Annotated in this window: 17 protein-coding genes; 8 read left to right on the forward strand and 9 right to left on the reverse strand. The window is 68.0% G+C overall.

What is annotated here, in order from left to right:
- On the forward strand, nucleotides 1–1,313 hold a 1,313-nt coding region (locus D7V93_RS13025), incomplete at its 5' end, for a hypothetical protein (RefSeq protein ID WP_244237279.1).
- Nucleotides 1,314–1,328: 15 nt separating this feature from the next.
- Here the strand turns inward: D7V93_RS13025 and D7V93_RS13030 are convergent.
- Nucleotides 1,329–2,933, reverse strand: a complete 1,605-nt coding sequence (locus D7V93_RS13030) for a right-handed parallel beta-helix repeat-containing protein (protein WP_208723010.1) — start codon at nucleotides 2,931–2,933, stop codon at nucleotides 1,329–1,331.
- 241 nt (nucleotides 2,934–3,174) lie between these two features.
- Between D7V93_RS13030 and D7V93_RS13035 the strand changes: the two genes are divergently transcribed.
- Both D7V93_RS13035 and D7V93_RS44895 read left to right on the forward strand, forming a co-directional pair.
- Entirely contained in the window at nucleotides 3,175–3,759 is a 585-nt protein-coding gene (locus D7V93_RS13035; protein ID WP_120643713.1) for a YdeI/OmpD-associated family protein, read from the forward strand.
- 180 nt (nucleotides 3,760–3,939) lie between these two features.
- Nucleotides 3,940–4,116 (forward strand): hypothetical protein, encoded by a 177-nt coding sequence (locus tag D7V93_RS44895; protein ID WP_158623729.1) that lies wholly within the window; start codon nucleotides 3,940–3,942, stop codon nucleotides 4,114–4,116.
- Nucleotides 4,117–4,225: 109 nt separating this feature from the next.
- On the opposite strand, the gene D7V93_RS13040 is transcribed toward D7V93_RS44895, so the two are convergent.
- Complete coding sequence (locus D7V93_RS13040; RefSeq protein WP_120643714.1) at nucleotides 4,226–4,945, reverse strand: sterol desaturase family protein; 720 nt, start codon at nucleotides 4,943–4,945, stop codon at nucleotides 4,226–4,228.
- A gap of 162 nt (nucleotides 4,946–5,107) precedes the next feature.
- Here D7V93_RS13040 and D7V93_RS13045 point away from each other — a divergent pair, with 162 nt between their 5' ends.
- The gene (locus D7V93_RS13045; protein WP_120643715.1) at nucleotides 5,108–5,704 is read left to right on the forward strand and encodes an FHA domain-containing protein; all 597 of its coding nucleotides are present in this window, start codon (nucleotides 5,108–5,110) and stop codon (nucleotides 5,702–5,704) included.
- A gap of 27 nt (nucleotides 5,705–5,731) precedes the next feature.
- Here the strand turns inward: D7V93_RS13045 and D7V93_RS13050 are convergent, their stop codons facing one another.
- The 7 genes from D7V93_RS13050 to D7V93_RS13080 all read right to left on the reverse strand — a co-directional run bounded on the left by D7V93_RS13050 (nucleotide 5,732) and on the right by D7V93_RS13080 (nucleotide 14,457).
- The gene (locus D7V93_RS13050; RefSeq protein ID WP_120643716.1) at nucleotides 5,732–6,193 is read right to left on the reverse strand and encodes a DoxX family protein; all 462 of its coding nucleotides are present in this window, start codon (nucleotides 6,191–6,193) and stop codon (nucleotides 5,732–5,734) included.
- Between the two features lie 120 nt (nucleotides 6,194–6,313).
- Nucleotides 6,314–7,216 carry a LysR family transcriptional regulator gene (locus tag D7V93_RS13055; RefSeq protein ID WP_120643717.1) on the reverse strand — a complete coding sequence of 301 codons (903 nt, stop codon included), beginning with the start codon at nucleotides 7,214–7,216 and terminating at the stop codon, nucleotides 6,314–6,316.
- A 44-nt stretch (nucleotides 7,217–7,260) separates the two neighbouring features.
- Nucleotides 7,261–8,523 carry a DmpA family aminopeptidase gene (locus tag D7V93_RS13060; RefSeq protein ID WP_120643718.1) on the reverse strand — a complete coding sequence of 421 codons (1,263 nt, stop codon included), beginning with the start codon at nucleotides 8,521–8,523 and terminating at the stop codon, nucleotides 7,261–7,263.
- A 58-nt stretch (nucleotides 8,524–8,581) separates the two neighbouring features.
- Nucleotides 8,582–9,304, reverse strand: a complete 723-nt coding sequence (locus tag D7V93_RS13065; protein WP_120643719.1) for an outer membrane beta-barrel protein — start codon at nucleotides 9,302–9,304, stop codon at nucleotides 8,582–8,584.
- Between the two features lie 135 nt (nucleotides 9,305–9,439).
- Nucleotides 9,440–10,666: an acetate/propionate family kinase gene (locus tag D7V93_RS13070; RefSeq protein ID WP_208723011.1), complete on the reverse strand. Its 1,227-nt coding sequence runs from the start codon at nucleotides 10,664–10,666 to the stop codon at nucleotides 9,440–9,442.
- A 13-nt stretch (nucleotides 10,667–10,679) separates the two neighbouring features.
- A complete protein-coding gene (locus tag D7V93_RS13075; RefSeq protein ID WP_120643720.1) occupies nucleotides 10,680–13,148 on the reverse strand; it encodes a phosphoketolase family protein in 2,469 nt (822 codons plus the stop codon).
- Between the two features lie 13 nt (nucleotides 13,149–13,161).
- Nucleotides 13,162–14,457, reverse strand: a complete 1,296-nt coding sequence (locus D7V93_RS13080; protein WP_244237280.1) for a class I fructose-bisphosphate aldolase — start codon at nucleotides 14,455–14,457, stop codon at nucleotides 13,162–13,164.
- Between D7V93_RS13080 and D7V93_RS46100 the strand changes: the two genes are divergently transcribed.
- The 4 genes from D7V93_RS46100 to D7V93_RS13100 form a co-directional block, all read left to right on the forward strand.
- On the forward strand, nucleotides 14,438–15,964 hold the full coding sequence (locus D7V93_RS46100; protein WP_244237281.1) for a Cof-type HAD-IIB family hydrolase: 1,527 nt from the start codon (nucleotides 14,438–14,440) through the stop codon (nucleotides 15,962–15,964). The genes D7V93_RS13080 and D7V93_RS46100 overlap by 20 nt on opposite strands.
- 245 nt (nucleotides 15,965–16,209) lie before the next feature.
- Nucleotides 16,210–17,781 carry an efflux transporter outer membrane subunit gene (locus tag D7V93_RS13090; RefSeq protein ID WP_244237282.1) on the forward strand — a complete coding sequence of 524 codons (1,572 nt, stop codon included), beginning with the start codon at nucleotides 16,210–16,212 and terminating at the stop codon, nucleotides 17,779–17,781.
- Between the two features lie 10 nt (nucleotides 17,782–17,791).
- Nucleotides 17,792–18,802 (forward strand): HlyD family secretion protein, encoded by a 1,011-nt coding sequence (locus D7V93_RS13095; protein ID WP_120643723.1) that lies wholly within the window; start codon nucleotides 17,792–17,794, stop codon nucleotides 18,800–18,802.
- Between the two features lie 25 nt (nucleotides 18,803–18,827).
- The coding region (locus tag D7V93_RS13100; RefSeq protein ID WP_147451158.1) for an ATP-binding cassette domain-containing protein at nucleotides 18,828–20,434 on the forward strand (1,607 nt) is incomplete at its 3' end.

Here is a 20,434-nt window from a genome sequence, read left to right on the forward strand (position 1 = left end):
CCCTTGCGATGACCCATCCCGACCCCGCCGTGATGCCCCTGCTGGCCCGGATCTACGACGCTCGCAACAGCCACTTCGATGCCGAGGGCCGCTATGTCCACCGGATTCCCTCCACCTTCACGGAGGCAGAGCATCAGCAGCTGAAGGCCGCCGGGTTGCTGCCCAATGTCTTCATCCAGTGGGCGCATGACGAGACCATCGACAGGCTGCGCCAGTCCGCCGCGGCGGTCGACCTGCGCCAGGCGGTCGATGCGTTCGTGGCCTCGATGGTATCGGCCGATCCCGCCTGGTTGACCGTGCTGCCCGCCACCGCGCTCGGGCGCGTCATACCGGCACACGCCGAACAGCCCATGGGTGGTGGCAGCTGCCGGGTGTGTTTCTACAAGGCAGACGCCATCGATACCACCCAGGCCGCGTACTTCCGCCATCTCGACGGCTCCGGCTGGGGTGACGCCCACCCGGCCGACGGTGCGCTCGCCCTGGCCGCCGTCATCGACAGCCCGTCCGCGGCCTGGCCCAAACCCACACCGCGGGATGTATGGGTGTTTCACCGCCTGCTCGACCTGCTGCGCGCCCTTCCCCCCAAGGCCCGCTACAGCCAGGCGCGTTCCGCGCTCCAGAAGGCCGGGCTGCTGCGCGCCGACCGCCCCTCGCGCTGCGAGACGGTGCTGGAAGCGCTCGCGTTCATCGGCATCCTGCAGACGCCGGGGCACCCGGGCATGCTGACCCGGTTCACTCCTGCGATCGAGCGCGACCGCCGTCCCTCGACGCGGGTCGAGGTGCCTGCGCCGCTGGCGTGGTGGTCAGCAGGAGATGGCCTCCACGACGAGCTGGTGGCCACGCTGTTCGGCCATCTGGAGCGACCGGAGGATGAGCCCGTGCCGCCGCCAGCAAAGCCCGCGGGGCGCCGCAAGACAGGCAGCCCGGCCAGCCCCCGGCCCCAATCCATTCCAGGCCCGCCGACCCCGGGCAGCGTGTACGCCGTCCGCTACCGCGAAGACCTGTGGGGTGCCGCCTATTGCCACGAGGTGCGCACCGATGAGCGGGGCATCGTGCGGGGCCGGATGGAATACCTCGACCTGCTGTCCCCTACCCCTCCCACGACCGACCAACTGCCAGGCATCGCCTTCCGTGATCGTCGGAATGGTCAACGCTGGCAGAGCTGGTGCAGCGGCCTCGAGAAGACCACCGGGGTCAAACGGATCGCGATCGATGTGCCCGCACCCGCGCACGACCAGCCCGTGCCGGAACGCCTCGAATTCGGTGGCGCTCGCGACCTGCAACATCTTGCCAGCTGGAACTTCGACTTCTGAGGATGGCTGCTCGGGCTAGTTCGCCAAGGCCTGAGAGATCATACCGCTATCCCCCGCAGCCGACGTCGTTGCTCCAGGATAGGAGACTTTGTACGACGCGGCACCGCCGTGGGATGTGGCGGTATCGTAGCTGCCGGTAAAGCCTGCCTTGTTCTCGGCATAGGCCCACCCGGTCGCCGCCTCGAAGCCCGCGTTCGTGATGGCCACGCCGTTGATGGCGACATCATCGATATTGAAGGAGATCGGGTAGTTCGACACACCCGCCTTGCTGATCAGCCTGAACTGCAGCGTGAAGCTCGGGCTGGCTGGCGCGATCGTGACCGTGTGCGACTGCCAGGCGGTACCGCCTGCCGTGACATCGCCTTCCCATACGACCACGCCATTGACGAGCGCTTGCTTATACCAATAGCCGGACGTGGTGCCGGCCTCGCTGTCCTTCTCCCAGAACGTGAGCGTCTTGCCCGAAGAAGAAGAGCCGTATTCATACGCGCCGATGTCGTATGCAGCACCCGCCGGACGGGCATTGCCATCCAGATCGATGGAAGGCGCAAAAGTCGGAGAACCCGCATTGATCGCCGGCGAGTTGGACGCCAGGTGAAAATTTCCTCCAGCCTGGTTCACGAATTGGGGAGCACCGGTAACGGTTCCGGTATGGATCACACCGGGGCTGAAATCGTATTCGCTGTTTTGATTCACCAGGTTGTTCGTATACGTGTTGTGGGATCCGGTCTGACCCTGCAAGGAAACGCCGTAATCGTTGCTGTAGACGATGTTGTTGGACACGTCCACGTAGTCGGCGGGCCCGGTCGTCTCGTAGTAGCCGCCGCCGCCCACGATGATTCCCATCCAGGTATTGACCACCGTATTGTTGGCGATCGTGACGTGATTGGCGTCATGCCAGAGATGAATGCCTCCCCCGCCGGGATTGTTGTAGGAGAGGTTGTTCGTTACCGTGGCCCGGGTGCTGATGTAGATGTTCTGGATCTTGCTACAGGTATAGCCGATGTCGTGAACCTTGTTGCCGGTGACCACCGTGCCCGTCATGAGTCCGGGCACGTCGTAGTCATGGATGTTGATACCGGAACCGCCCGCACCGTTGCACAACTGTCCGGGCCCATGGATGACATGATGCACGTCATTGTTCTTGATCGTGACATAGGAGCCTTGATTGATCAGGCCATTCGGCATCTTGGTGCCCGTGCCGTCAATCTCGAATCCTTCGATGTCCACATAGGAGCCGCGGTTCTCCCAGATGCTCCCTGTCGTCGCCGTGCTGTTCGGCGGAACGATCCTGGCTCTTGCCTTCGTCACAGGATCAATATCGGAGACGTAGCTGATGCGGTCGGTGGCCGTTCCGCTCGCGGCTGTCAGGAAGCCGCCGCTGTAGGTGCCCGGAGCGACATGAATGACCGTGCCGTGAGTGGCGACTTGCGATGCCTTCAGAATCGTCTTGTAGGGGCTGCCGGGCGAACCGTCGCCCGCGTCGCTTCCAGTGGCAGCGACATAGAGATGGTTGCCTGCTGCGTATGCTGTAGGCGTGAAGGCCATCATCAGACAAAGACAGGCTGTCAGGATTGCACCACGCCGAGACGCTCTGCTGGAAAAATCTTCAATGTGCATGATTTCACTCCTGACGTGCTCGATGGCCATGCAGCACCCGATGCGCGCAGGACTCATCCTCGCGATCCTAAAATCGAAAGTAAAGAGCAGTTTCTACTTAATCACGAATTACTGGCCTGACAGATCATTAGACACATGCGGGATGGGGCCGCATCCAGCAACTGGCGGAAGTCACCGGCCGTTGCATGGAACGGCCCGTGGGGTCCTCGACACGTCAGTGCGGCTTCGGCATCCTTCGCGCATGCCGACGAAGCCCGCCGCCAATGAGGCCCAGGTGATTGCCTTCCGCGACGCCGCGGAGTTCGAGGCCTGGCTGGACGCGCATGTCGACCTGCGGGCCGGGGTGTGGCTGAAGCTCGCGAAGAAGGGGTCGGGCATCCCCTCGTTGACCGACGACGAGGCGGTCGACGTCGGCCTCTGCTACGGCTGGATCTCGGGCCAGCGCAAGTCCTGCGACAAGCTCTACTACCTGCAGAAGTACGTGCCCCGCCGGCCACGCAGTCGCTGGTCGCAAATCAATGTGGCCAAGGTCGAGGAGCTGCTCGCCGCGGGGCGGATGCGACCGTCCGGCCTGGCCGAGGTCGAGGCCGCCAAGGCCGACGGGCGCTGGGCCGCCGCCTACGAGTCGCAGCGCAACGCCACCGTCCCACCCGATCTCGCCGCCGCCCTGGCGGCGAGCCCACGGGCGGCACAGGCGTTCGACGCGCGCAGCAAGACCCAGCAGTACGCGGTGATCCTGAAGCTCGTCACCGCCCGCACCGCCACGGCCCGCGCCGCCCAGCTCCGCAAGGCCATGACCGCGCTCGAAGCGCGCGGCGCATCGTGAGTTCCACGGCGCGTCGAAGCGCGGACTGCTCACGTCCCCGCCGGCCCGCACGCTGGGCTGCGTGCGGCGGGTCTGGTGGGTGCTCGACGCGTAGAGTCGGTACAGCCGCACGGTGTACAAAGTGGGCGCGCCCAGGACCGATACCTCCCAGGTCGCCAGGGGAGTAGCCCCCGCGCCCTGGTGCCCGTCCTCCGTGGCAGCGTGGACCTGGGCGGCACCGGCCACGGCACCTGCCTGCGCTATGCCCGCGCCCGTTCGGACTGCGGAGCGGGAGAGGAGCTGGGCTTCATCGGGTATCCGCTCGCCGGTGGCGGCGATGATCGCACCACGGGTTGGTGCTACCCCGACAGCCTGTGAGCTGACGGCCCGCATGGTCTCCACGACGGGCAGTCTGCCTGCCCACCCTCCTCAACGTGGACGTGGGCTCCCTCTCCGTGCCCGTCACACCCTGACGGCTACCGGCGGCTCACTCCCGGTGGACATCCCGGAACGCAAGCATGTCGCCCAGCCGCAGCTCGCGTTCCGGGTCGAAGCCACAGGTGGCGTCCCAGGTGGGCGGGTTCTCGTACGTGCCGAACAGCATGTCCCAGATCGGCAGGTCTCCGTAGTTGCCCCGGTGCTTCCCCGCCTCGTGGTGGATGCGGTGCATCTCCGGCCGCTGGAAGAAGAGGCCCACCCAGCGCGGCGTGCGCACGTTGGTGTGGTAGAAGAACTCGCCCAGCGCGGTGCAGGCCGTGTACACGGCGCCCGCCTCCGGGCTCAGGCCCAGCACGGTGAAGACCAGCACGGTGCCGATGAGCGAGTTGACCACCATCTCCACCGGGTGCTTGTAGAAGCTGGTGATGACCTCCAGTCGCTGGGGACTGTGGTGCACCTGGTGGAAGAGGCGCCAGAGCACGTCGCGCTCATGCCGCGCGCGGTGCCACCAGTAGAAGACGAAGGTGGCCACGCCATAGGCGATCACGCCCCCGGCCACGGGGTGCACGTGCCGTGAGAGGTGGAACAGGGAGGCCGCCGACAGCCACCGCTCCCACGTCACCCCCGCGAGCAGCACCACCGCCACCTGCACCAGGTTGATGCCCACCACGCGCAGGTGCCAGCCGCGCACCCGTGGCAGCGCCCAGCCACGGAAGAGGTGTTCCAGCAAGAAGCAGCCCGCGGCGATGGCGAAGAGAATGGGGAGCATGTCTCGACAGTACGTCCGGCCCCGCACCGCATGCCCATGCCGTGAGATGACACAGTCAGCAGGACTGCCGGGCCTTCACGGCGCCTGGGCACCGTCGACAGTTCCCCTGCGCATCCGGTTAGCATGAAGGGGTCCCCTGCTCCCTCGACGAAAGGCTCGACCATGGCTGCGGTGATTCTCGAAGCCCGCTGTGTCGCCCCCTTCACCGTCCGGCTCCGCTTCAGCGATGGAGTCGAGGGCGAGGCGAACCTCCAGCCCTGCCTCTTCGATTGGGACGCGGCGCGCGTCCCCGACCTCTCCGCCGAAACCCGCGACTGGCTGCGCTCGCCGGAGAACTTTCAAACCGTCCGCGTGGACCCCGAGACGGGCACGCTCGCCTGGGGCGACATGCGACCGTTCAGCGCGTCGTTGGTGTACTGGCGCGTGGAGAAGTATCGGGTGACGGTGACCATCCGCTCGGCGGAGGGGACCGTCCTCTCCACGGTGTTGCTCGGGGGAAGGCGCGAGGTCTGGACGAAGGGGCTCACCCTCGGGCGGGCCGCAACCAACACCGTCGTCGTGGACCAGGACGGGGTGGCGCCGCTCCACGCCCGGGTGACGATCGGCGGCGGCCACCACCCCTGCTATTTCGTCGAGGTGGTGGAGGGGACCACGACCGCCGGAGGAACCCGCTCGTCCACGCCCGGCGAGCGCTGGCGGGTCCCCGCGTGGCAACCCCTCCATCTGGAACTGGGTGCGTGCCGCGTGGAGATTGAGTGAGCCTATTCCCGCGTCACGCTTGCTCGCTCAACCCGCCACGCTCGCCGTGCGGCCCGTCGAAGCCGGGCGTCGCTCCCGCGCACCATCGAGCGCGAGCGCCCCGCTCCCCACCAGCGCCTGCGCCACCAGCGCGAGGAGGAGGAACGCGACGTACTCCCAGCCACCGCCGGCGCTGGTGAACATCCACCCATTGCCGACGTGGGGCTTGAGCGCGCCGAGCATCACCGGCACCAGCCCGAGCGCCACGAGGCGCGTGCGGAACCCAGCCACCAGCGCGAGCCCGCCGAGCAGCTCCGCCAGGAACACGGGCCCCGCCGTCCACCCGGGGAAGCCGTGGGCCTCGAAGAACCGCGCGGTGCCCGCGAAGGTGAAGACGAACGCCTTGGCCCCCGCGTGCGCGAGGAACACCGCCCCCAGGGCAATGCGCAGCACGGTGGCGCCCGCGTCGCGGGCGGAGGAAGAAGACAGGAAGGACTCGATGCGGCTCATGACGGCGACTCCTCGAAGCGCGAGGGGGACGAGGGCCCCTCGGACACTCCATGGAATGCCCTCCTCGCGTCCGCGCCGGAAGGCGCCGCTCGCGAACGAATCGTTCTGCCAGCAGAACACTCATCCCCACCGGGGCGAGCGGAACTCGGCGGCCAGCACGTCGAGCAGGGCCCGCAGGCGCGGGGCGGGCTTCCGGCCGGAGGCATGGACGGCGTAGATGCCCAGGGGGCGGGGCGCGAAGTCGTCGAGCACGGTGACGAGCCGGCCCGAGCGCAGGTCCTCGTCCACCATGAAGCGCGGCAGCATGGCGAGGCCGATGCCCTGGGCCGCGGCCTCGCGGAGCATGGTGCCGTTGCCCGTGGACAGCGAGCCGGAGACGGGCACGCGGATGCGGCCCTCCGGGCCATAGAAGCGCCACTCGTCCTCGGTGCGCAGGTGCGTGTAGCGCAGGCAGTCGTGGTGGAGGAGGTCCTCGGGCCGCTCGGGAGCCCCCCGCCGCTCCAGGTACGCGGGCGCCGCGCACACGTGCAGCGACGTGGTGGCGAGCCTGCGGGCCACGAGGCTGGAGTCGCGCAGGCGGGTGATCCGCAGCGCCACGTCCACGCGCTCCTCGACGAGGTCCACGAGCCGGTCGCTCAGCACGACGTCCACGGTGGTGTCCGGGTGCGCGGCGAGGAAGCGCGCCAGGGGGCCTGCGAGGTAGAGCTGCGCGAAGCTGACGGGCACGTTGAGGCGCAGCGTTCCCCGGCCCGCGTCGGACGCACCGCGCGTGGCGGCCCCTGCCTCCTGGAGCATCCGCGCGCAGTGCGCATACACGCCCATGCCCGCATCGGTGACGGTGAGCTTGCGCGTGGTGCGGATGAGCAACCGCTCTCCCACGCGGGACTCCAGCCGGGCCACGCGCGTGCTGACCACGGACTTCGACACCCCGAGCGCCGCGGCTGCCTGCGTGAAGGAGCGGTGCTCCACGACGCGCGCGAAGCACGCAAGGCCCAGCAGATCATCGAAGAGGGGTTCGCTCACCGACCCAGCCTGCCACGGCGGACGCCTCCGGACTGTCGCCGCGGTCATTTCCCCGACTTCGGTCTCGGGGCCGGAGGCAGCCTTCCGGCCTTGCGCAGGGCCTTCACCAGCCGGTCGTGTGGCAGGCCATACACCCGCGCGTCCTGGTTCCCGGTCATCGTGTCGGAGACGAGCATCGCGTTCAGGATGGCCTCCTGGGTGGCCTGCACCGTGGCCTCGAAGAGCGGGTTGAGCCGCTCGTTGTCGAGCATGGCGACCTGGGCGGACGGAGCACCGTCCACCGCCTGCGTGGGCTGGGTGGAGAACGCGAGGAAGATGTCGCCGGAGAAGTCCTCCCCCAGCCCTCCCATCTTCCCGAGCGCGAGCGGCACCCTCCGGGAGACGCGGTCCAGCTGGTGCGGCAGGAGCGGCGCGTCGGTGGCCACCACCACGATGATGGAACCCATCCCTTCCGGATGCGTGGGTTTGACGCCGGGCGACGCGCAGGGCTTCATCTGGAGGAAGAAGGGCCCCTTGGGAGGCTGGGTCCCCGTGTAGCAGGCGCGGAGGTCGGGGATCTCCTCGCCCACGGGAACCCCGGCGACGGAGAAGAGTCGCCGGCTGCCGTAGTTGCACTGCACCAGGACACCCAACGTGTAGCCCCCCTGCTCCGCCGGGAGCCTGCGTGAGGCCGTGCCGATTCCGCCCTTGAACCCATGGCAGACCATTCCCGTCCCGCCGCCCACGGAGCCCTCCGGCACGGGGCCCGGGCGTGCGGCGTCAATGGCTTGCATCGCGTGGGCGGGCCGCACGTGGAAGCCGTCGATGTCGTTCAGCAGGCCATCCCAGGTCTCCGCCACCACGGGCAGCCCGAGCTCCCAGGTGAGGTTCCGCTTCTGCGCCCAGGCAATCACGCCTTCATGCACGGCGCCCACGGCGTGCGTGTTGCTGATCATCACGGGCCCGGAGAGCAGGCCCGACTCCTTGACCCAGTGCGTGCCGGTCATCTCGCCGCTGCCATTGAGGGCGTAGGTCGCCGCGAACACGGGCTGCGCCACCGCGTCCCGGCCCCGGGGCAGCACGGCGGTGACGCCGGTACGCACCCGCGGCGAGCCGGGTGCATCCCCACCGGAGAGGAGCGTCGTGTGGCCTACCTCCACGCCCTTCACGTCGGTGATGGCATTGAGCGCGCCCGGGGTTCCCCCGAAGGAGATGCCCAGGTCACTCGCGCGAGCACGGGGCCGGGGAGCCTGGGCCGAGACCGCGAAGGGCAGCAGCGCCAGGAGGCAGAGCAGACCAGGAAGGAAGGCCGGGCGGACGGATTTCATGGGCTGGGATCTACACCACCGACCTCCCAGGTGTCCGTCTCCCGCCGCTCGCGCACCTTCAGTAGCGGACGCCGAAGTTGACCGGGATGTACTGGCCGTCGGCCTTGCGCGAGCTGCCATCCGGCTGGTCGAAACTCGGGCCGAAGATGTAGTGGTAGCGGCCCTCCACGTAGAGGCGGAGGGCCCCGGAGATTTTCAGGGTGACACCGACGCCGCCGCTGAGACCGAAGTCCGTGCTGCTGCGCGAGCCGAGAATCTCCGTCACCGCCACCACGTCCGTGGAGCAGTAGTACAGCCATGGGTCGCAGTACGGGACGGCCGCGGCGCCCGCCAGCTGGGTCAGCTCCACCTTGCGGTAGTACACGCCCGGCCCGGCGATGAAGTAGAAGCCGAAGAGGCTGCGGGGAATCACATTCCAGACGGCGTTGAGGCTGCCGTACCGCATGTAGTGGTTGCCGTCGACGTCAGTCCCGTTGAGCACGTCGGCCTGGATGCCATGGCTGCTGAGGTAGTACTCAGCCATGAGGCCGAAGTTCCTCTGGAACTGAAAGCCGGCGCCCAGCTGGAAGCCGCCGCCCGTCTCGAAGCGGTCCCCCGCGTCGGAGATGGGGAAGGAGACGCCGCCGCCCGCGTTGAGCATGAAGTGCCGCTCGGGCCCCTCGCTCTGCTGCGTTGCGAAGCCCACCGGGGCCGGGTCCGAGCCAGACGTCGTCTGGGCACGCGCGCCCCGAGGCACGGTGAGCGCCAGCAGTGCGAGGGGAAACAACGTGAGGAGTCGCATGATGGCCGCCTTGTGATTCCGGACTGCGTGGTGCCGAGAGCGTGGGGATGGGCCGCCTGTCCGCACACCGCCCCTCCCGGGAGGGGCGGACGGGCATGCGCTCACCTCCCGGCACTGGCGCGAGTCACGCCCCGCTCACCGGACCCGCAGGCCTGTTGAGCGCAGCACACGCCGGGTGTGGAGGGCGATCATCGCCTCCTCATCCGTGGGAATCACCCAGGCGGAGACGCGGCTGTCGGGCCTGGTGATGCGGGGACCGCCGCGAGCATTGGCCTCCTCATCAAGCTCCAGCCCGAGCCAGCTCGCGGCACGACAGACCCGCGCGCGAATGGGCGCGGCGTGCTCGCCAATGCCCCCCGTGAACACCACGGCGTCCAGGCCGTGCAGGGCCGCCGCGAGCGAGCCAAGCTCGCGATGGATGCGGTAGACGAACAACTCCAGCGCCTCTGCGGCGGCGGCACTGGAGCCGCCGAGAAGCTCTCGCATGTCGCTGGACTCGCCGGAGACGCCCAGCAGGCCGGATTGCTCGTAGAGGAGCCGCTCCAGCGCGCGCGCGTCCATGCCGTGCCGGTCCATCAGGTAGAGCAGGACCCCGGGATCCAGGGCACCGCAGCGGGTGCCCATCATGAGCCCATCCAAGGCGGTGAGGCCCATGGTCGTCGCCACACTTCGTCCCCGGAGCAGGGCGCACATGCTCGCGCCGTTCCCCAGGTGGGCCACCACCGTGCGTCCTTCGGCGGCCCCGGGCACCCTGCGCGGCAGCGTGGAGGCGATGTACTCGTAGGAGAGTCCATGGAATCCGTAGCGGCGGATGCCCTCCTCGGCATAGCGACGAGGCAGGGCGAAGGCCTGGGCCACGGGCGGCTGGGTGCGGTGAAACGCGGTATCGAAGCATGCGACCTGCGGCACCGATGGCGCCGTCCGCGTGACGGCTCGAATCGCTTCCACGCAGTGGGGCTGGTGCAACGGCGCCAGCGGAATGAGCGCTTCCAGCTCCGCCAGGGCCGCCGCGTCGACGAGGGCGGGCCCGGAGAAACGCATGCCGCCATGGACCACACGATGGCCAACGGCCGCGATCCGGTGCCCGCCGAGGACGCCCTCTCGCCCCCAGGTGAACAGGAAGTCGGTGGCGCCCGCGTACCCGAGCTGCGTTCCGGGGGCCCAGTCCCTCTCGCCGATGACGGCGCCGTCCGCGTGCGCGACGAACCGCGGACGGGTCGACAGCTCCTCGAATTCCCCCCGCAGGAAGAGGCGGGGGGGCTCCTCATCGAGGAAGACGGAGAACTTCAGGCTCGAAGAGCCGGCGTTGAGCACGAGCAGCGCGTCCGGCACGTCTCCCGTCTTGAACGTCCGCCGCGCCATGCGTGAGCCTCTCTCAGTCCGGCCAGGTCCAGTCCGCGATTTCAGGACGATCCCTGCCGTGCTCGTGCGCGTAGGCCAGGTTGTCGAGGATGGCGTTCCTCATCTCTTCCTTCAGGTGCCCCGCCTTCCCGCGCAGCCCCGGCACGCGGTCGATGACGTCGATGACCAGGTGGAAGCGGGACGTCTCGTTCAGGATCGCCAGCTCGAAGGGCGTGTTGATGTTGCCTTTCTCCCGGTAGCCATGCACGTGCAGGTCTTCGTGGTTGATGAAGCGATAGGCAAGCTTGTGGATGAGCGAGGCATAGCCGTGGAAGCTGAAGATGATCGGCTTGCCCGGCGGGAACAGGCTTTCGAGTTCGCGTTGGGTGGACCCGTGCGGATGCTCCGCCGACGACTGCAGCTTGAACAGGTCGACGATGTTGACGAAGCGCAGCTTCAGGTTCGGTGCGCGCGCGCGCAGGATGGAGGCGGCGGCCAGGGCCTCCTGCGTCGCGACGTCGCCGCAGCTGGCCATGATGACATCCGGCTCCGCGTCCTCGTCCGTGCTGGCCCTCTTCCAGATGCCAAGCCCCTTGGCGCAGTGGGCGATGGCCTCGTCGATGCTGGTGAACTGCAGGTGCTTCTGCTTGTCCGCGACGATGACGTTGACGCAGTCGGTGCTGCGCAGGCACTGGTCCGCCACCGCCAGCAGCGTGTTGGCGTCCGGAGGCAGGTAGATGCGCGTGACCGAGCCGGACTTGTTGGTCACCAGGTCGATGAACCCCGGGTCCTGATGTGAGAACCCGTTGTGATCCTGACGCCACACCGTCGAGGAGAGCAGGATGTTCTCCGAGGCGACGGGCGCCCGCCAACTCACGTGGTTCTTGCTGATGTCCAACCACTTGGCGTGCTGGTTGAACATGGAGTCGACGACGTGGGCAAACGCCTCATACGTGTGGAACAAGCCGTGGCGCCCCGTGAGCAGATACCCCTCGAGCCAGCCGAGCAGCGTGTGCTCCGACAACATCTCCATGACGCGGCCGTCCCGCGCGAGCTCGCCCCCGTCGGCGTCCTCCGGCAACAGGGTGGCCATCCAGGTCTTCTTGCTCACCTTGTAGATGGCCTGGAGCCGGTTCGAGGCGGTCTCGTCCGGCCCGAAGACGCGGAAGTTCGTCGGGTTGTCGCGCATGATGTCGCGCAGGAACTCGCCGAGGGGCTTCGTGTTCTCATGCAGCGTGGTGCCGCGCTGGCCGACCTTGACCGCATAGTCGCGGAAGTCAGGCAGCTTGAGCGCCTTGCGAAGCAGGCCGCCGTTGGCGTGGGGGTTCGCGCTCATCCTCCGGGCCCCCTTGGGTGCAAGCGCCCTGACCTCCGGATTCAGCCGTCCCTGCGCGTCGAACAGCTCCTCGGGCCGGTAGCTGCGCATCCAGTCCTCGAGCGCCTTCAGGTGCGACGGGTTGTCCCGCACGTCGCCGAAGGGGACCTGGTGTGAGCGCCAGGAGCCCTCCAGCTTGTGCCCATCCAGCTCCTTCGGACCGGTCCAGCCCTTGGGCGAGCGCAGGACGATCATGGGCCAGCGCGGACGCGTCGGGGTGTCCGTCTGCCGTGCCGTCTTCTGCAGGGCATGGATCTCCTCGACGGCGCGCTCCAGGGTCTCCGCCATCTTCTGGTGCATCTGGGTCGGGTCGCTGCCCTCGACGAAGTAGGGCTTGTAGCCATAGCCGACGAACAGGGCCTCGAGCTCTTCCGGGCTGATGCGGGAGAGAATGGTCGGGTTGGCGATCTTGTACCCGTTGAGGTTCAGGATGGGCAGCACGGCGCCGTCCCGCGCGGGGTTGAGGAACTTGTTCGAGTGCCAGGCCGTCGCGAGCGGCCCGGTCTCGGCTTCGCCGTCACCCACGACGCAGGCGACGATGACGTCGGGATTGTCGAAGGCCATGCCGTACGCGTGGGAGAGGCTGTAGCCCAGCTCGCCGCCTTCATGGATGGAGCCCGGCGTCTCCGGGGTGACGTGGCTGCCGATGTGACCGGGGAAGGAGAACTGCTTGAAGAACTTCTGCATCCCCTCCGCATCCAGGCTCTTGTCCGGATAGACCTCCGAGTAGGTCCCCTCGAGATACGCCGGTCCGAGCACGCCCGGAGCGCCGTGGCCCGGCCCGGCCACGAAGATGACATCGAGGCCCTGCTCGACAATGAGCCGGTTCAGATGGACCCAGGTGAACGAGAGCGCCGGGCTCGCGCCCCAGTGGCCAAGCAGCCGATGCTTCACGTCCTCCGGCACCAGGGGCCTGTGCAGCAGTGGGTTGTCCTGGAGATAGATCATCCCCACCGCGAGGTAGTTGCACGCGCGCCAGTACGCGTTCATCAACTCCACTTCCCTGGCGGTGAGCGGCCCCCCCTCCCGGGTCCGCTCCCTGCCCGGCGCGGAGGGCCCCTGGCCGCGCTCCCTGGCGGACAACGGCGACGCCGACTCGGATGCTTCCGTCCCTATTGGATGTGCCATGACGTTCCTCCCATCAGTGTGGAGCGTGGAGTGTGGAGTCGGGATGGGCGAAGCCCGCTTCGCCCTCCATGTCGCCGCTGTACCTGCCCAGGGCCGCCGCGCTGTCGCACCAGGCGCGGTGGTGGAACGCCTGCTGGGCGGCCAGCACGTGCTCGCGCCGGCCCCGCCAGACTTCGAGCGCCTCGTCCTGCAGCGCGCGTCCGTAGGAGAAGCTCAGCTTCCAGGGCTTCGGGCCGTCCAGCGCATTGATGGCGTTGAGGTGCTGGGTGGCCAGGACAGGGTCCTGTCCGCCGGAAAGGAAGACGACCCCGGGGACCGCGGGCGGCACATGGCGCGTCAGGGCACGCAACGTCGCCTCCGCCACCTCCTGCACCGAGGCCTGCCCCGCGCGACCCTGGCCCGGGGTGATCATGTTCGGCTTGAGCAACATCCCTTCCAGGGACACCCGAGCGTCGAAGAGCTCGTTGAAGACCGCTTGCAGCACGCGCCCCGTCACGTCCTCACATCGCTCGAGCGCGTGCGCTCCCTCCATCAGGACTTCAGGCTCCACGATCGGCACCAGGCCCTGCTCCTGGCAGAGCGCGGCGTACCGCGCGAGCGCGTGCGCATTCGCGTGGATGCACTTCGCGGTCGGCAGCCCGTCGTCGCGGATGATGAAGACCGCGCGCCACTTGGCGAAGCGCGCACCGAGCTCGCGGTACTCCTCAAGCCGCCCGCGGAGCCCGTCGAGCCCTTCAGCGACGAACTCTCCCGGTGCGCCGGCCAGGGGGTGGACGCCGGCGTCGACCTTGATGCCGGGGATGATGCCCCGGCCCGCCAGCAACTCAATCAGCGGGATGCCTGTCGAACTGTCCTGCCGGATCGTCTCGTCCTGCAGGATGACACCGCCGATGAACGCGGCGAGGTCGGGCGTACTGAAGAGCATCTCGCGGTAGGCGCGGCGGCGCTCCGCGGTCGACTCGATGGCGCGCGCGGTCAGGCGCTTCGTGATCGTGGAGACCGTCTCGTCCGCCGCCAGGATGCCCTTTCCGTCAGCAACGATTGCTCGCGCGGTTTCGTCGAGCCCAGACATCGTCGGCATGTGTTCCTCCCATCCTTCGGGAGTGAACCTGAGGGCGCCCCGATGCGCCGACAACCGGCGGGAGGGCGCTCGGCAATGGGGCTGCCTTGGGGCGCCGGGAAGGATGTGCTGCCCCCGTTGCGATGCCATCTTGACCCTGAACCCAGCCGTCACTGGCAATGCCCGGCGTGCGGTTGCGGCAGCGAGCGGGCGGGCGCTGGAGACAGCCATGACCATCAAGTTGCTCATCGCGGACATCGACGGGACCATGGTGACGCGGGACAAGGTCCTCACCGCGCGAACCTGCGAGGCCGTCGCCCGGCTGCGTGCCAGCGGCGTCATGTTCACCGTCACGAGCGGGCGACCGCCGCGCGGGATGGCAGGGCTGGTGGCCTCGCTGAAGCTCACCGACCCCGTGGCTGCCTTCAACGGCGGCGTGTACGTCAAATCCGATCTCACGACGGTGCTGGAGCAGCGGACCCTTCCTCCCGCCATTGCCAGGCAGGCCGTCGACTTCATGCTCCAGGCGGGCCTGGATGTCTGGGTATACCAGGGAGCCGATTGGTTCCTCCGCGGCCCCGAGGCATTCCGCGTGGCGAGAGAGAGGAGCAACGTCGGCTTCGACCCGGTCGTCATCGCGGACCTGCACGGCGTGCTCGACGCTCCCATCAAGCTCGTCGGGGTGAGCGAGGACACAGCGCGGGTCGCGCGCTGCGAGGCCGAGCTCTCCATGAGACTGGGCGCCGAGGCGTCGGCGGCACGTTCGACGCCCTACTACGTCGACGTCACGCACCCCGAAGCGAACAAGGGAATGGTCGTGCGTGAGGCCTCACGCCTCCTCGGGCTTCCCCTTGAGCAGATCGCGGCCATCGGGGACATGGCCAATGACCTGCCCATGCTGACCACCGCCGGCGTTGGCATCGCCATGGGCAACGCCAGCGCCGAGGTCCAACGTCTCGCACGCCACGTCACGCGCACCAACGACGAGGACGGGTTCGCCTACGCGGTCGACGCCTTCATCCTGGGCCAGCCGCCCCGCGCACGGACGAAGCTGGGGCTTCCGCCCCGCGCGCGCGCCTGCCTCTTCGGTCTCGATGGTGTCCTCGCCCAGACCTCCAGCCTCCACGCCAGGGCCTGGAAGCAGCTGTGCGACTACTACCTGCGGCAGCGTGCGCAAGCCTCGGGGCAGCCCTTCATCCCCTTCGACCTGGTGCGCGACTACAGCCGCTACTTCGACGGAAAGCCGCCCCTGGAAGGCCTCCACGCGTTTCTGGACTCCCGCGGCATCGTGCTGCAGGAGAGCACGGTTCACGCGCTGAACGACCGCAAGACAGGGCTCCTGGTCGAGCTGCTCCGGCAGGAGCGGGTGGAGACATATGAAGGAACGGTCCGCTACGTCCAGGCGGCGCGCGCCGCGGGACTCCGGACCGCGGTCGTCTCCGGGAGCAGGCACTGCGCCGAGATGCTCCAGTCAGCCGGCATCTCGGACCTCTTCGACGCGCGGCTCGACGCCACGCCGCCCCCAGAGGTCTACCTCGCGGCCGCCCGGGCCCTGGGGGTCGACTCCGAGGAAGCGGTCATCTTCGAGGACACGCCGGACGGCGTCGCGACCGCACGGGCGGCCCACTTCGCCTACGTCATCGGCGTCGACCGGCTGGGTCGGTCCGCCGAGCTGCGCCGCCACGGCGCGGACCTCGTGGTGACGGATCCAGCCGCCCTCCTCGAGCAGGACGGCGCCCGGGATGAAGCACCCTGAGGACGCACCTCGTCCCGGCGCGGGCGGACGCCCAGGACCTGTCTGGGAGGCAGGAGAAGCCAGTTTGATGCGGCGAACGACATCGACGTGCCCCCAGGTCGGTGTCTGGTATTGGTGGGCGGACATCGAGGACTGCCCCGCGGGACAATCAAGCAGCTCGTACTTCCACGCGCTCCGTGAAGTGCCCATCGTCCACATCGATCGAGGTGTCTCGAATGCGGGGGACGGACAACACCAGGCAGGGGATGAACCCGGGGCTTGCACCCTTCATCGGCGCGTTGCCGCTGCTCGGTGTCCTGTCGGCGCTCTCCGGGTGCGCGGTAGGACCCAACTTCACGAAGCCCGAGGCCGCGGTTGCCAAGGAGTGGCACACCCAGGGCGACCCGCGACTGTCGACGCAGGCGGCGGTCGACACCCAGTGGTGGAAGTCGTTTGGCGATCCGACGCTCGATCACCTCGTCGAGCTCGCCTACCGGCAGAACCTGCCGCTGCAGATTGCCGGCTTGAGGATCGTGGAGGCGCGCGCCCAGTTGGGCATCCTCACCGGCCAGCAGTATCCACAGTTCCAGGTGGCCAGCGGCAGCGCAGCCGCAGTGGGCGTCAGTGAGAACGCAGCCAATGTGGCCGGCATCGGCGCCTTCGACCGCCACTATCTGGATTACCAGCTGGGCTTCGACGCGATCTGGGAATTGGATTTCTGGGGCAAGTACCGGCGGGGCGTGGAGTCGGGTGCCGCCAGCCTGCTCGCGTCGGTGGCGGAGTACCAATCCTCGCTCGTCTCGCTCACCGCGGAGGTCGCGCGAACCTATGTCGTGGTCCGGACGTACGAGGTGCTCCTCGAGCAGGCTCGGGAGAACGTCCGGATCCAGGAGGAGGGCTTCCGGATCGCCGATGCGCGCTTCCGCAACGGCGCCACCTCGGAGCTCGACGTGACACAGGCCGCGACCCTGCTGGAAAGCACCCGGGCCACCATCCCCCAGTTGGAAGGCGGGCTGGAGCAATCTCACAACGCCCTGAGCACGCTCCTGGGCCAGCCCACGGGAGCCGTGGAGGCCCTGCTGGCGGGCCCCAAGCAGATTCCGATGGCGCCCGCGACGGTGGCCGTCGGCATGCCGGCGGAGATCCTGCGGCGGCGTCCGGATGTCCGCAGCGCCGAGCTGTATGCCGCCGCGCAGTGCGCCCGGATCGGTATCGCCGAGGCGGAGCTCTATCCAAGCTTCTCGATCTTCGGGACGCTCGGGCTCCAGGCGACCAACAGCGGCGCCTCCTCCGGCAATCTCTTCTCACTGGGCAGTCTGGTCTATTCCATTGGCCCCCGGATTGTCTTTCCCTTCCTGAACTACGGCCGCCTGAAGAATGGTGTGCGTGTCGAAGACGCGCGGTTCCAGCAATTGCTCGTCAACTACCGCAACACGGTGCTCAGGGCGGCCCAGGAGGTGGCGGACGCCCTGGCGGGCTTCGTCAATGCCCAGAAGGCCATGGCGTTCCACCAGGCCGCCGTGAAGGCCGCGCAGCGGTCGGTGGAGCTCGCCGTGGTGCAGTACCGGGAAGGCGCCGTGGATTACCAGCGCGTGCTGGACGCGCAACGCTCGCTCTTGCAGCAGCAGAACAACCTGGCCCAGTCGAGCTCCTCCATCGCCACGAACCTGGTCGCCCTGTACAAGGCGCTGGGCGGGGGCTGGGAGGTGCATCAGGGCCAGCCCATCGTGCCGGAACCGATGCAAGACGAGATGGAGGAGCGGACCCACTGGGGCGACATGGTGTCCAAGCCGCGGACGCAGGAAGTCAATCACAGCTCGCAACCGGGAAAGCACTAGGGAGTCCGCCATGCCCAAGATCCCGAAAGGGAAGATGAAGTGGGTCATTGGGTTGATCGCCATCGCGATCGCCGTGTTCATTGGCTTCCGGTACGTGAAGGGGAAGCAATCCAAGCTGCCGGAGGGGATTGTCTCGGGCAACGGCCGCATCGAGGCGAAGCTGGTCGATGTCGCCGCCAAGGAACCCCTGCGGGTGAAGGAAATCCTTGTCAACGAAGGCGACCTCGTCAAGCCGGGTCAGGTGCTGGTGCAGTTGGACACCACCACGCTGGAGGCCAATCTGGCGGAAGCCAACGCGAACCTCGCGGCCATGCAGGAAAACCTGGCGGTGGCCCAGGCAACGATCGCCAAGCAGAAGAGCGAGATAGAGCTTGCCACCATCGAGTCCGAGCGCGCCCGGAAGCTGCAGGCGCAGGGCGCCGGCTCGCAGCGGGATCTGGACGTTCGGACGAGTGAGCTGGCGACCACCAAGGCCAGCCTGGCGGAAGCGGAAGCCACGGTGAACACCTCCAGACAGCAGATCGAGGTCGCGCGAGCCAATGCGGCGACGGTTCAAACGCGCATCGCCGACGCGACGCTCAAGTCTCCCGTGACGGGAAGAGTCCTCTATCGCCTCGCCGAACCCGGCGAGGTGCTCGCGCCCGGCGGACCAGCGCTGACGCTCGTGAACCTGGAGGACGTCTACATGGAGATCTTCCTCCCGGCCAGCGAGGCCGCCCGCATGAAGCTTGGCTCCGAAGCGCGCCTCACCGTCGACTTCGAGCCCGACCGCTCCATCCCCGGGTATGTCTCCTTCGTGTCCCCGGAAGCGCAGTTCACGCCCAAGCAGGTGGAGACGAAGACCGAGCGGGAGAAGCTGATGTTCCGGGTGAAGCTCCAGGTCCCCAGGGAGCTGGCCAGCCGCTACGTCGAGCGCATCAAGACAGGCATTCGCGGCGTCGGCTACGTCAAGGTGGATCCTTCCGCCGCCTGGCCTGCCAAGTTGCAGAATGTCATCACGGCTGAGTCCGACCCCCAATAGCCCGGAGACCCGGGAGGGCTCAGCCATGGTCTCATCCGCGTCTCCAGAATCGCCGGGCGGCTTCTCCAGCAAGCTCGTGGTCTCCATCCAGGACGTGACCCACCGCTACGGCAAGGTCGTCGCGCTCGACGGCATCTCGCTCGACATTCCCAGCGGCATCATGGTGGGCATCGTGGGGCCTGATGGCGTCGGCAAGTCGACGCTGATGGCCCTGGTCGCCGGCTCCAAGAAGATGCAGCAAGGACGGGTGACCGTGCTGGACGGGGACATCGCCGACGCCCGGCACCGGCGCGCGGTGGGGCCGCGGATCGCGTACATGCCCCAGGGGCTGGGAAAGAACCTCTATCTGGAGCTCAGCGTCTACGACAACGTCGACTTCATGGCCCGGCTCTTCGGGCTGTCGGCCGCGGAGCGCAAGGTGCGCGTCCGGGAGCTGCTCGAGGCCACGGGACTGGGCAAGTTCGCGGAGCGCCCCGCCGGCAAGCTCTCGGGCGGCATGAAGCAGAAGGTGGGGCTCTGCGGCGCGCTGGTGCACGACCCGGATCTGCTCATCCTCGACGAGCCCACGACCGGCGTCGACCCGCTCTCCCGGCGGCAGTTCTGGAGCCTCATCGACGATATCCGCGCCGGACGCCCCGGCATGAGCGTCATCATCTCCACGGCCTACATGGACGAAGCGCAGCAGTGGGATTGGATCGTCGCCATGGACGCGGGGCGCGTGCTGGCGACAGGGACGCCCGCGGAGCTGATGGAGCGCTCGGGGACGAAGGACCTGGAGCAATGCTTCATCGCGCTGCTTCCCGAGGAGAAGCGAAGGGGCCACAAGGAAGTCACCATCCCGCCCCGTGCACCGGGCAAGGCGGAGCTGGCCATCGAGGCCCACGGACTGACCCGCCGCTTCGGGACCTTCACCGCCGTCGACCACGTCACCTTGTCCATCGAGCGCGGTGAGATCTTCGGCTTTCTGGGCTCCAACGGCTGCGGCAAGTCCACGACCATGAAGATGCTGACCGGCCTGCTGCCCCCCACGGAAGGGACGGCGAAGCTCTTCGGCAGCTCCGTCGATGCCGGAAGCATGGAGGTGCGCAAGAACCTGGGCTACATGACGCAGGCGTTCTCGCTCTACGGCGAGCTGAGCGTCCAGCAGAACCTGGTCCTGCATGCGCGGCTCTACCATCTCCCGCCAGACAAGGCGAAGGCGCGCATCGAGGAGCTGGTCGAGCGATTCGGACTGGGCGCGCACCTGGAGGCGTTGGCCGAGGCCCTGCCGATGGGCCTGCGCCAGCGGCTCTCGCTGGCCGTCGCCGTGCTGCACGGGCCGCAGATCCTCATCCTGGACGAGCCCACGTCGGGGGTCGATCCGGTCGCCCGGGACAGCTTCTGGGAGCTGCTGATCGACCTGTCGCGGAAGCAGGGCGTCACCATCTTCGTGACGACGCACTTCATGAACGAGGGGATGCGCTGCGACCGCATCTCCCTCATGAACGCGGGAAGGGTGCTGGCGGCGGATGCCCCCCAGAAGCTGATCGAGGCACGGAACGCAGACAGCCTGGAGACCGCCTTCATTGGCTACATGGAAGATGCCATTGCCGAAAAGGCACGCGCCGAGGGCAAGGACACGGCGGCCAGGGA

The sequence above is a fragment of the Corallococcus llansteffanensis genome (assembly GCF_003612055.1).
Taxonomy (GTDB): Bacteria; Myxococcota; Myxococcia; order Myxococcales; family Myxococcaceae; genus Corallococcus; species Corallococcus llansteffanensis.